Annotated in this window: 6 protein-coding genes; 4 read left to right on the forward strand and 2 right to left on the reverse strand. The window is 42.0% G+C overall.

All coding sequences use genetic code 11. The features are described 5' to 3' along the window. Positions 1-14 precede the first annotated feature (14 nt). Positions 15-1,592 carry a glycoside hydrolase family 28 protein gene (locus ACT8YW_RS03440; RefSeq protein WP_444104026.1) on the forward strand — a complete coding sequence of 526 codons (1,578 nt, stop codon included), beginning with the start codon at positions 15-17 and terminating at the stop codon, positions 1,590-1,592. An 862-nt stretch (positions 1,593-2,454) separates the two neighbouring features. Here the strand turns inward: ACT8YW_RS03440 and xyl3A are convergent. Together xyl3A and ACT8YW_RS03450 are read right to left on the reverse strand one after the other, a co-directional pair. Beyond that, positions 2,455-5,046, reverse strand: coding sequence for a xylan 1,4-beta-xylosidase (gene xyl3A, locus ACT8YW_RS03445; protein WP_444104027.1), 2,592 nt, complete (start codon positions 5,044-5,046; stop codon positions 2,455-2,457). A gap of 94 nt (positions 5,047-5,140) precedes the next feature. After that, entirely contained in the window at positions 5,141-9,517 is a 4,377-nt protein-coding gene (locus ACT8YW_RS03450) for a two-component regulator propeller domain-containing protein (protein WP_444104028.1), read from the reverse strand. Positions 9,518-9,991: 474 nt separating this feature from the next. Here ACT8YW_RS03450 and ACT8YW_RS03455 point away from each other — a divergent pair, with 474 nt between their 5' ends. Genes ACT8YW_RS03455 through nagB form a run of 3 tightly spaced genes read left to right on the forward strand, consistent with a single transcriptional unit; the run spans position 9,992 to position 13,087 of the window. Beyond that, the gene (locus ACT8YW_RS03455; protein ID WP_444104029.1) at positions 9,992-10,972 is read left to right on the forward strand and encodes a TIGR01212 family radical SAM protein; all 981 of its coding nucleotides are present in this window, start codon (positions 9,992-9,994) and stop codon (positions 10,970-10,972) included. Positions 10,973-11,026: 54 nt separating this feature from the next. Then, positions 11,027-12,223, forward strand: coding sequence for an FprA family A-type flavoprotein (locus ACT8YW_RS03460; protein ID WP_008020770.1), 1,197 nt, complete (start codon positions 11,027-11,029; stop codon positions 12,221-12,223). A gap of 51 nt (positions 12,224-12,274) precedes the next feature. Then, positions 12,275-13,087 carry a glucosamine-6-phosphate deaminase gene (gene nagB, locus ACT8YW_RS03465; RefSeq protein ID WP_004301540.1) on the forward strand — a complete coding sequence of 271 codons (813 nt, stop codon included), beginning with the start codon at positions 12,275-12,277 and terminating at the stop codon, positions 13,085-13,087. Positions 13,088-13,093: the final 6 nt, after the last annotated feature.

Below are 13,093 nucleotides of genomic sequence, written 5' to 3' on the forward strand. Positions count from 1 at the left end.
TAATAAAGATAAGTATGAATAGATTTTTGAAAAAGGATTTCAGAGTAATGCTGGTGGGATTCTTGTTATTAACATCTTGCCAGGCATATTCAAACTCGGAGGATAAAACGATAGAAATGGAAGATTTATATAAGGATCTTCCTTTCTCCATGCCCACGATAGAGCGTCCCGTCTTCCCCGATTATCAGGTGAATGTCTGCGATTTCGGAGCAAAAAGTGATGGCGTGACGTTGAATACGGAGGCAATTAATAATGCGATCAAAGCGGTGCATGACAAAGGAGGTGGCAAAGTAATCATTCCGGAAGGCTTGTGGCTGACAGGACCTATTGTTTTGCAAAGTAACGTCAATTTGCATGCGGAAAAGAATGCGTTGATTGTATTTAGTAGTGATACTTCGTTATATCCGATCATTACCACTTCGTTTGAAGGACTGGATGCCAAACGTTGCCAGTCGCCTATCTCGGCAATGAATGCGGAGAACATAGCCATCACCGGTTATGGCGTTTTTGATGGGGCGGGGGATAGATGGCGTCCTGTGAAGAAGGATAAGATGACGGACAGGCAATGGAAGAATCTGGTGAACTCCGGTGGCAAGGTGGATGAGAACGGAAAGGTGTGGTATCCTAATGAAGGAGCGCTGAAAGCATCTGTTCTCATGCCCGGCAGCGGAGATAAACGGACTGAAATCACGAGTGAAGAATGGGAAGATATGAAGAGTTGGTTGCGTCCCGTATTGCTAAGTATCGTGAAGAGCAAAAAGATTCTTCTGGAAGGTGTGACCTTCAAAAACTCTCCGAGTTGGTGTCTGCATCCCTTGTCGTGCGAATCTTTGATATTGAATGATGTAAAGGTATTCAATCCCTGGTATTCACAAAACGGTGACGCGCTCGATGTGGAATCATGCAAGAATGTGTTGATTGCCAACTGTTTCTTTGATGCGGGAGATGATGCTATCTGTCTGAAGTCGGGCAAAGACGAGGATGGCCGCAGAAGGGGTGAACCTTGTGAGAATATAATCGTGAGAAACAATACTGTTTTACATGGTCATGGCGGATTTGTGATTGGCAGTGAGATGTCCGGTGGTGTGAAGAATGTGTATGTGTCCGAATGTTCTTTTATCGGTACGGATGTCGGTTTACGGTTTAAAAGTGCCCGTGGACGCGGTGGTGTTGTGGAGAATATTTATATCAATAATATAAATATGATTGATATTCCTAATGATGCCTTGATTGCTGACTTGTATTACGCGGCCAAAAGTGCTCCCGGTGAACCGGTTCCGAGTGTGAGTGAGGAGACGCCTGCTTTCAGAAACATCTATATCTCGGATGTGTTTTGCAGGGGAGCAGGACGGGCAGCGTATCTGAACGGACTTCCCGAAATGCCGATTGAGAATATTTCCATCAAGAATATGGTGGTTACAGGTGCTAAAGAGGGTATTGTAGTGAATAAAGTGGCAAAGCTCAACATTGAGAATGTAGAAATTGACACTCCCGATCAATCTATGATACAGATAGAAAATACAACGGATATCACCATTAACGGAAAAAAGTTGGGAACCATTTCGGAGAAGCGGTTGCTGACCAAGAACTAACTATACAAGTTGTTTTTATACTGTTTTTATTGTCAATCTGTCAGGACGGCGGTTAAAGATGTGAATTACAGTATAATACATGCTGATAATAGAAGCTGACAATAGGCTGACAATAAGAATTGAGAATTCTATTGTCAGCTTGTTTTTTATTGTTTGGCAAGTAAGGATACAAGTCTGTCCATTCGTACATTATAGCATTGATAGGCTGATGAGGCTATATCAATATGCCTATATCGTTCATTGATACTCTCATATCTTTATTAATATACCGATATAGTTATGCTGGCATCTTGGAATTATTGTTTCAAGGTTTTGATGTAGTTGCATTAATATGCCTGTACAGTTGAGTAAGTATGCCTGTACAGTTGAGTAAGTATGTCTGTATCGTTTGGTTAGTGTGCCTGTATAGTTGAGTTAGTGTGCCTGCATAGTTGGGCAAAGATGCCGTTATCTTTACTTTCCCACGGTCGTGGTAACATCTTCTCACGGCCGTGGGAAGATCCTACCACAGCCGTGGAGAGATCTCGTCACGGCCGTGGAGAATTAACAAGATCGGTGCTTTAGTGGAACAATAGCGGCACCCTGGTTGAACAATAACGGTATCTTAGCGGAATAATGCAGGCTTGGTAAATAAGGGATAATAGTTGCATAGTGTAGTTTTAAACAATAATAGGCTGACAATAAAAGACGGAAATCTTTATTGTCAGCCTATTGTCAGTTTCTATTGTCAGTGGGTAATAGCTTGAAAACAATCACTTTATGAAGCCATAACTCTTGGCCTGACAATAAAAGCCATTTTTTATAAATTCTCAATGTAACCTAAGTTCAACTTAGCCTCAAATTATATATGAAACGGTATTACCTATTGAATCTGAATACTGCACGTTTGCAAATCATTTTCATTTGAACTGTTTCCGTAAAGTATCTTATATGTTCCGCTTAAAGGGCGTATGGTATTGGTTGCGGTATCAAACCATTCGAAAGAATCGTATGGAAGTTCTATGTGGACATTTTGCGTCTTACCTTTAGCGATGTTTACCCGTTGGAAACCACGAAGAGTTTTTTGTGGACCTCCTTTGTCGTCAGGACGGCAGATATACACTTGCACCACTTCTTCACCGTCTCTCTGTCCGACATTACTTACCGGGATAGTAAGGATCGCTTTTTCGCCTTTGGCTAGCTTCGATTGGTTCAGGGTAGCTTTTCCATAAGAGAAACGGGTATAACTTAAACCGTAGCCGAATGGATAAAGGGGAGTTTCTGTCATAAAACGATAGGTACGTCCTTTCATCGAATAATCTTCATAATCCGGTAATTGTTGTATGCTTTTATAGAAGGTGATAGGCAGACGTCCGGCAGGATTGTAATCTCCGAAAAGAACATCAGCAACGGCTGTTCCACCTGCCTGTCCGGGATACCATGCTTGTAGAATCGCATCACAACTTTGAGTTTCGGGTACGATAGCCATCGCCGAACCGGAGAAATTGACAAATACCGTTTTCTTTCCATTCTTTTTCAGCAGAGCGAGCACTTCGCGCTGGATGGCGGGCAATTCGATTTCCGTACGGTCGCCACCTTTGAATCCGGGATCAGATACCCGCATCGATTCTCCTTCCAACAGGGGAGAGATACCTCCGGCGAAGATAACTACATCTGTATTTTTCAACTTGTTTAGAATATCGCGCGCATCCATTGGAGTCTGTTTGGCCAGATCGAAATGAAGTGTAGGGTTGTCTTTTACTTGAATAAAATGCAATTTAATGTCATAACTCTTTCCAGCTTCGTAGTTGAACGAATACAGGTTGGTGTGATTCTTGATATTGGTTGCTTCCGCTATCTGCTTGCCGTTGAGGAATAAGGTAACTCCTCCGTTCGTCATCACGCGGAAAGTGGCGGCGCCGGAATCCGTCGGACGGAAAGTAGAACGATAGATGGCGGTGAAATTCTTCAATCCCACACCCGGAGCAAATACGGTAGAACCTTCTGCGCTGAAATGGAAAGGCGTAGTCAGACGGTCGGTTGCGGCAATCTTACCTTTATATTCGCGGTTATTCCAGTAAGTGGCGTTGAATCCGGCCTTTCCGTCGACGCTGCACTGGTTGAACAAGCTATGCAAAGTAGTGTCGTTTGTATATCCGCACACAGGTTCGTAGATGATTTGTGCGTCGGGAAGTTTGGCGCGTATTCCTTCCAGTAAAGTTACGGTGTGTGAAGGGAAACCGTTGTAATTACCCCATTGCATCACCGAGTCGTTGGCGTTGGGGCCGATCACTGCGACTTTCATTTGACGGTTTAATGGAAGGATATTGTTCTTGTTTTGAAGCAATACCAGACTTTCATGCGCCATTTTTAGTGCCAGTTCTTTATGCTTGGGGCAGTCGATAACAGAATAAGGAATGTTACTCCACGGATGAGTCGGATTCATTTCTCCCAGTTCGAAACGGGCTTTCAGCAATCTTTTGACTGATGTGTTGATTTTTTCTTCCGAAATCAGATCTTTTTTCACGGCATCGGTGATACTTTTGAAGTTACCGCCACATTCGAGGTCTGTTCCGTTTAAAACGGCGTCGGCGGAAGCGTGGGCGGCATCGGGATGCGTTTCATGTTTTTTGCGTTGGAAGAAATCTCCGATTGCTCCGCAGTCGGTTACTACGATTCCCTTGAATCCCCAATCGTTACGGAGAATTTGGGTTAACAGGCGATTGTTGCCACAACAGGGATCGCCCTCAAAACGGTTGTAAGCGCACATCACTTCTTTTACTCCTGCCTTTTGTACCAGTTCTTTGAAAGCTGGAAGGTAAGTTTCCCATAAGTCTCTGGGAGCAATGTTCTCTGCATTGAAGCTGTGGCGGTTCCATTCCGGTCCCGAGTGGACGGCAAAGTGTTTGGCACAGGCGTGAAGTTTGTCATATTCGGCATCTTCCGGTCCTTGCAGACCTCTGACGACTGCCATTCCCATGCGTCCGCTCAAATAAGGGTCTTCGCCGTATGTTTCCTGTCCCCGTCCCCAGCGAGGGTCGCGGAATATATTGACGTTGGGAGTCCACATGGTCAGTCCCTGATAACGTTTATACTGTCCTCTTTCATTGAACTGGCGGTTCTTGGCGCGTGCTTCGTCGGATACGGCATCAAAGACTTCATATAGTAATTCGTCGTTGAAAGAAGCCGCCATACCTATGGCTTGCGGAAAAACAGTAGCCAGTCCGGCACGGGCAACGCCATGAAGGGCCTCGTTCCACCATTCATACGGCTTAATGCCAAGCCGGGAAATAGCCGGGGAATTGTTTTGCATCAACGCTACTTTTTCTTCTAATGTGAGGCGTTGAAGTAAATCGTCTGCCCGTTGTTCCGCAGTTAATTTCGTGTCCTGATAGGGATACTTGCTGGGTTGTTGTGCCTGTACATTTACCCCTTGAATTCCGATAAGACAGGCAATGATCCATTGCTTTTTCATTTTCTAGTTCTTTTGGTTTTTAGATTTGAGACTGCAATAGTACGCGCTTTTCATTATTTTTGTGGGGATTATCCGGTAGAAAAGGAGGAATTCTTCACTTTTTCCTCTCTTTATATTCTGATGGCGTAATTCCTATCACTTTCTTGAAGCATTTGCTGAAATACTTCGGATCGTTGAATCCCGTCATATATGCTACCTGCGAGAAGTTGTATTCGTCGCTGTCAATCAATTGGACGGCACGTTTGATACGTATTTCCCGTATAAAGTCCACAGGCGTCAGTCCGACGATTGATTTTAATTTCCGGTAGAAGATGGTGCGGCTAAGCATCAGTTGTTCTGCAAACTGGTCAATGGTTAGTTCGGCATTGTCCATCTGCTCTTCCATGTATGCCATTACTTTCTCCATAAATTGCTCGTCGTACGGAGTAATCTGCGGTTGCGAAGGAGTGAGAAGATCTGGAGAAGAGGCAGTCTTTCCTTCCATCAGCCTGTTCATATAAATTTCCTGCAATGCTTTGCGCTGGCGTAGCAGGGAGGCGATACGGGTTTTTAGATAAGTGGCACTGAAAGGTTTGGTGATGTAATCGTCAATACCTTGTTCCAACCCGGCGATGCGATCGTCCAAAGATGCTTTCGCAGATAACACAATGATGGGGATATGGCAAATATTATTGTTCTCTTTGATTTGCCTTATCATCTCTAAACCATCCATCACAGGCATCATGACATCACTGATAATCAGGTCCGGCAAATCGTCAACAGCATGCTGCAATCCTTCTTCACCGTTGGAAGCGGTTATCACAGTGTAGTTCTCCGATAGAATGTTCTTCAGAAATGCTTTCAACTCTTCATTATCTTCTACTACCAATATGGAGAAACCATCCGAATTATTCTCAAGCTCTTCTTTTTCCTCCACCTCTTCCGGTGCTTTCATGCTGTCAACCGGATGAGGCGTTGAACTTTGGCTGTCGTTCAGTATAAACTCTACCTGCACATCTTCTTCGAAAACCTCCCGTTGTAAAGGCAAACTTACCGTGAAACAACTGCCTACTCCCGGCTGACTGTCCACTGTAATAGTGCCATGATGCATTTCCACCATCTCTTTTACCAAAGATAATCCGATTCCGGAAGAAGGTTGCAGAATATTCTGTTTGACCAATGATTCGAAACGTTGGAACAAAGAACGTTGCTTTTCTACTGCAATTCCGATTCCTTCGTCTGCCACCTCTATCTCTATCGTCTTTTCTTTCGTCGTCATATTGACCGTTATTGATTTATCGGCAGGTGTGTACTTGAACGCGTTGGAAAGCAGATTGAAAAATATCTTTTCAAATTTATCTCTGTCCACCCAGCTATACACCGATTGGATGGTAGAGGTCAACTGATAGTTTATATTCTTTTCTTCGGCTATCGATTTAAAACTACTCATCACCTTCTGCAAAAGTGGAATCAAATCGGTCTCTTCAATCAATAGTTTCATCTTTTGATTCTGAATCTTGCGAAAATCCAGAATCTGATTCATCAGCCGGAGCATGCGTTCTGTATTCTGATGTACCAGAGTCAAGTGTTCACGGGCGGAAGGAGAAAGAGGTTCATTCTCCAACACCTCCGTTACAGGGCTGCTGATTAATGTCAGCGGAGTGCGTAACTCATGAGATATATCAGTAAAGAATCGTAGTTTGATATTTGCTAATTGTTGCTCCATATCTACTCTGTGGCGTAACCGGTAGATGTAAAACAATACATATACGATACTCGCCGTGAAGAGTATAAACAGAATGAAATAGAGTAGCCATGCCCAGTATGTTTCCCAAAAGGTGGGGAGTACATGTATTTGCAGAGTCCGTACATTGTCTACCCAAACTCCGTCACTGTTTGTGGACTTTATCTGCAACTGGTACTTGCCGGCAGGCAAATTGATGTAACTTGCAGAACGGTTGTTGTCAGCTTCATTCCATTCATCCTCTAGCCCTTGCAGGCGATAGGCATATAGAATCCCTTTCGGATTGACGTAATCAAGTGCGGCAAACTGGAAAGTAACATTCCTTTGTGATGGCTCCAGCTCCAGTTCTTTCAGATTGTCGATAGAATGAGCGGTGGAATGTCCTTGAATCTTAAGTCCGGTAAAAACAATAGGAGGGATATAGCCACTCTTCCGCATCTTCTCCGGAGAAACTTCCAGAAAACCTTTATCAGTTCCCAATACAATTTGATTGCGGGCATTGATAATAGGAAGAGCTTCAGAGAAATTGAACTCCTGATAGATGGAACTCAATTCATAATTCTCAAATGTTTCTTTGACAGGATTGAATTTGGAAAGAGCAATTTCCGAAACAACCCATAATTGATTCTGCGCATCTTCAATCATCGATAGTGCCAAGTCGGAAGCCAATCCGTCGTTCTTGTCATAGTTCTTGAATTGGATATTCTCGCTAAGCAAGTTAGGAGATATCACTTTGTTTACGCCTCCGGTAAAACTAATCACATAAGTGGTTTTATTTTTGTCTGTATAAATGTGCATGATATCGTTGGCATTAAGACTGTTTTTATCTCCCGGTCTGCGGATATTCCGGTAGAATTTAATCTCTTCCAGCCGTTCGAAGTTGTTTGAGAATGTAAGCAATCCATTAGTCGTTCCCACTAGAATAACTCCTCCCGGAGCTTCGGTGATATTGCGTACTTTCATTCCGTAAGCTATAGGGTAGTTTCTTAATTCATTATTGCTATGGATAAATGAGGTTTTTCCATCTTTTGTTTGTGTCAGCAAATTTAATCCGCCTCCATAACATCCCACCCAGATATTATTGCGACTATCCTGAAAGATTGTATAAATACTGTTGCTGCTTAAACTGTAAGGATCATTGGGCTGGTGCTCAAAATGGTGGATAGAGTAATGATTTTCTCTTGCTTTTTGGTTTACTCCTATCTTTGGGGAAACTCCTGTGCTTTTTAGTTGGAAGAGACCGATATCTTTTGTCCCCAACCAGATATTTCCTTCTTTATCTTCCAGAATAGAATATACCCCATTAAAGAAAGCTTGCTTTTCTTTTGTGATATTCCCTTGCTTGGATAAATATCCCACCAGGCTGCCATCCGGTGCAAATATTTGAATATAATTAGACTTCGATGCGGTCCAAAGGCGATTATGACTGTCTTGCAGGAATGCCCGTGTTTCCGCCTCGTAATCAGTCAAATTGAATTGATAACTTTGTGGAAAGAAACATAACTTTTCTACGCCGCGTGCTGTCGCAAACCAGCAGTTTCCCTGATTATCCAATGTATAATACCTGACTAACGGGCTGAAAATGGATTTGGGATTATTGATGTCTGTAAGAAGCGGTTTGAGAGTTTTTTCTTTTCTGTCGTAATAGCAGAAGTTTCCTTCTGTGGGGAGTAGCCATAGGTTGTTGGCATTATCTTCAAATATAAGTTTGCGACTTTTGCGTCCATGCTTGATAATTTCATCTTTGGGAGTGAACAGATGTTCTTTCTCATTGGTCGCTAGATTAAGACGGACGATACCAGGATCTTTTGAAAAGATCCAGATCTCTCCTTGACAATCCTGATAGACGGATTCTACAAAGTTAGAAGTCTGTGTAGCGGTGCGGATATCGATTTGCTGGAAACTGTTTTGGGGAATAGAATACAATATCAGTCCATTATCTGTTCCTAATGCCAACATATCTTTCCCTATCGTAGTAACATTGTTTATCTTATCGTGCGGATAAGGAATATCTACGAATTTCAGCTTTTTAGTATGAAAATCATACCTGGCTAACTTATCATTCTCTGCGATCAGATAGATACTTTCTTTTATTTGAGTGATAAATTGAAAAGGAAAGTCGGTATCCAACGTTTTCTTTCCTATGATGGAAACGCCTTTGTCCGTCAATATCCATTCGTCTTCTTCAGAGTCTTGATAAACGTTAAATATCTGGTCACCTTTCAGGTTGTGATTCGAAGGTGCATAAAGTGTGACACCTTCTCCCTTTTTACATAGTTGTTCGTCTACTCTGAAGGCATATCCGTTTTCACAGAGAATCCAGGCAATCCCTTTCTTCAATGAATAGATACGTGTAACATAATTAGTTTGTTTCGTGGAAAGCTCGATAGGTTGAAGCACATCAATAAACTTCTCGGACTCTACATCAAAAAGGCAAGCCTGCCCATCGTAAGTGGGGCACCATATATCTCCGTATTTGCTTTCAGAAATAGTTCCCATACGATTACTTCCGAATGCGTATTTACTCTCTTGTGAAGTTTTGTAAGTCTTAAACGTGTAGCCGTCAAACTTGTTAAGCCCATTCCAGGTACTAAACCAGATGAGTCCTTTCTGATCTTGCAATATGTTCATTACTACTCCTTGGGCAAGACCGTCACTCACCGAAAAATGTTTCACCTGGCAGATCGGTTGAGCAATTAGAGTGATCGCTATTGTTAGAAAAAGAAATAAAGTATGGAGCCGTTTCATAGTAGTTGCTTTAATGTTTATAGCAAAAATAGATAAAACAATGCAGAATAGAAAGTTCGATAAGTGGTTTGAACAAATTATACTCGTTTTTGCTTATTTTTTCCTCTTCTTACTATATAGTATTGGTCTCGCTTCTTTGTTTGGGAAAAGTGAAATGAATAATATTCGTTAAAAAAATCCTCTTTATAATCTTATTCAGAATATAAAGAGGATAATTTTATTGACAAGAGTTGCATGGGGTATGGTGAGATGAAATCATAATTGGGGAATAATTGCACAAGACTTTCACAAGTATCCTCCTGCCAATGCCTAAAATCATGACAAAGCTAATTAAATAGTTTTTTGAATAGCAATGTTTATTAATTTATCTTATGGAAATTATGAATTTTTTAATATATTGAAGATATTTTGTGTCAACTTTCCATAACTCGCTGATTTTGCTTATGTTTGTAGGTAAAATAAAGAAAGAAGTGAATGAACATGTCTACACAGCTATTATATAATGATTTCCCTACTTTTTTGCGGAAATATTTTCCTTACAAGGTACAAAAGATTTCATTGAACGCAGGTTTCACTTGTCCTAATCGTGACGGAACAAAAGGATGGGGCGGATGTACATATTGCAATAACCAGACTTTTAATCCGGATTACTGCCGGACAGAGAAGTCTATCACTACCCAATTGGAAGAAGGGAAATGCTTTTTTGCCCATAAATATCCGGAAATGAAATATTTGGCTTACTTTCAGGCCTATACCAATACGTATGCCGAACTGGAAGGCTTGAAGCGTAAATATGAAGAAGCGTTGACAGTAGACGGGGTGGTCGGGCTGGTGATAGGTACACGCCCCGATTGTATGCCGGAGAGTTTGTTGCGTTACTTGGAAGAATTGAACAAACATACTTTCCTTATGGTTGAATATGGGATCGAGAGCACTTGTGACGAAACCTTAAAACGCATAAACCGGGGGCATACTTATACCGATACGGTGGAAGCCGTCCGACGGACAGCTGCCTGTGGTATCCTGACAGGCGGACATATCATCCTCGGACTTCCGGGAGAAACGCATGATACGATGGTGGCACAAGCGGAAATCCTTTCCGACCTGCCTTTAGCTACACTCAAGATCCATCAGTTACAATTGATTCGTGGTACACGAATGGCGCATGAGTATGATGAAGCTCCTGATGGTTTTTATTTGTTTAACGAGGTGGAGGAATACATTGATCTGGTGATTGATTATGTAGAACATCTCCGTCCCGATATAGTTGTGGAGCGTTTTGTTTCCCAATCTCCTAAAGATTTATTAATAGCTCCGGACTGGGGATTGAAAAATTATGAATTTGTAGCGCGTTTACAAAAAAGAATGAAAGAAAGAGGTGCTTATCAAGGTAAGAAGTATAGGGATTCGGAAAAAAGGATTATTTTTGCAGACGATAAACTTACCACTGAATAAATAGCTGTTTGAGCGGAATATAGATGGTGGAAGAAATATAAATGGATTTGAAGAATGGAACATAAAACAAGAATTAAAGGAAATGTCCACTATGTGGGAGTGAATGACCGTAACAAGCACAGATTTGAAGGGATGTGGCCATTGCCCTATGGAGTTTCATATAACTCTTATCTGATTGATGATGAAATGGTGGCATTGGTGGATACGGTAGATATTTGTTATTTTGAAGTCTACTTGCGTAAGATCAAGCAAGTGATTGGAGAACGTCCTATTAATTATTTGATTATAAACCACATGGAACCGGATCATTCGGGATCTATCCGACTGATTAAGCAACATTATCCGGAAATTATTATCGTGGGTAACAAGCAGACCTTCGGTATGATTGAAGGTTTCTACGGTGTAACCGGCGAACAGTATTTGGTAAAGGAAGGTGATTTCTTAGCTTTGGGACATCATAAACTGCGTTTTTATATGACTCCGATGGTGCATTGGCCGGAAACGATGATGACTTTTGATGAAACGGACGGCGTTCTTTTCTCCGGCGACGGATTCGGATGCTTTGGCACTGTAGATGGCGGATTCCTGGATACGCGGATCAATGTGGATAAGTATTGGGGGGAAATGGTTCGTTACTACTCTAACATCGTAGGCAAATACGGAAGCCCCGTGCAAAAAGCTTTGCAAAAATTGGGCGGACTACCTATTTCTGCCATCTGTTCTACACATGGACCGGTATGGACAGAGAATATTGCCAAGGTAATTGGTATCTATGATCGTTTGAGTCGTTATGATGCAGACGAAGGTGTTGTTATTGCTTATGGAAGCATGTATGGAAATACGGAGCAAATGGCGGAAGCTATTGCAGAAGAGCTTTCGGCACAGGGTGTTAAGAACATCGTTATGCATAATGTGACAAAGAGCCATCCTTCTTATATTATAGCGGATATTTTCCGTTACAAGGGATTGATTATCGGTTCTCCCACTTATAGCAATCAGATATTCCCGGAAGTGGAAGCGCTGCTCTCAAAGATTCTGTTGCGTGAGGTGAAGGGACGCTATTTGGGTTATTTTGGTTCTTTCACATGGGCAGGTGCTGCTGTGAAACGTCTGGCAGAGTTTGCGGAAAAGAGCAAATTCGAATTGGTCGGTGATCCGGTGGAGATGAAACAAGCAATGAAGGACCTGACTTATACTCAATGTGAAAATCTGGCACGTGCCATGGCGGATCGTTTGAAGAAAGATCGTTAAAACTATGAATGAGATAATAATTTATTAACTAACCTATAAAACAATCGACTTATGAGACTTATTATTCAGCCGGACTATCAGTCCGTATCTCTGTGGGCTGCACATTATGTTGCTGCTAAAATAAAAGCTGCCAATCCAACCCCTGAAAAACCATTTGTATTGGGCTGCCCCACCGGATCTTCTCCTCTGGGTATGTATAAAGCTTTGATCGACCTGAATAAGAAAGGAATCGTTTCCTTCCAGAATGTGGTAACATTCAACATGGACGAATATGTAGGATTGCCGAAAGAACATCCGGAAAGCTATTATTCTTTCATGTGGAATAACTTTTTCGGTCATATCGACATCAAACCGGAGAATACGAATATTCTGAATGGTAATGCTCCGGATTTGGATGCAGAGTGTGCACGTTATGAAGAAAAGATCAAGTCATACGGTGGTATCGACCTGTTCATGGGCGGTATCGGTCCTGACGGACATATTGCGTTCAACGAACCGGGATCTTCATTGACTTCACGCACTCGTCAGAAAACATTGACGATGGATACCATCATTGCTAACTCCCGTTTCTTTGATAATGACATCAATAAAGTTCCTAAGACTTCTTTGACAGTGGGAGTGGGTACTGTGCTTTCTGCAAAGGAAGTGATGATTATTGTAAACGGTCATAACAAAGCTCGTGCTTTGTATCATGCAGTAGAAGGTGCTATCACACAGATGTGGACAATCAGTGCATTGCAAATGCATGAAAAAGGTATTATTGTTTGTGATGATGCTGCTACGGCGGAATTGAAAGTAGGTACTTACCGTTACTTCAAAGATATCGAGTCTGCTCATTTGGATCCGGAATCTTTGATTAAGTAAGCATAA

Origin of the sequence: Bacteroides sp., from assembly GCF_052357945.1 — a bacterium.
Taxonomy (GTDB): domain Bacteria; phylum Bacteroidota; class Bacteroidia; order Bacteroidales; family Bacteroidaceae; genus Bacteroides.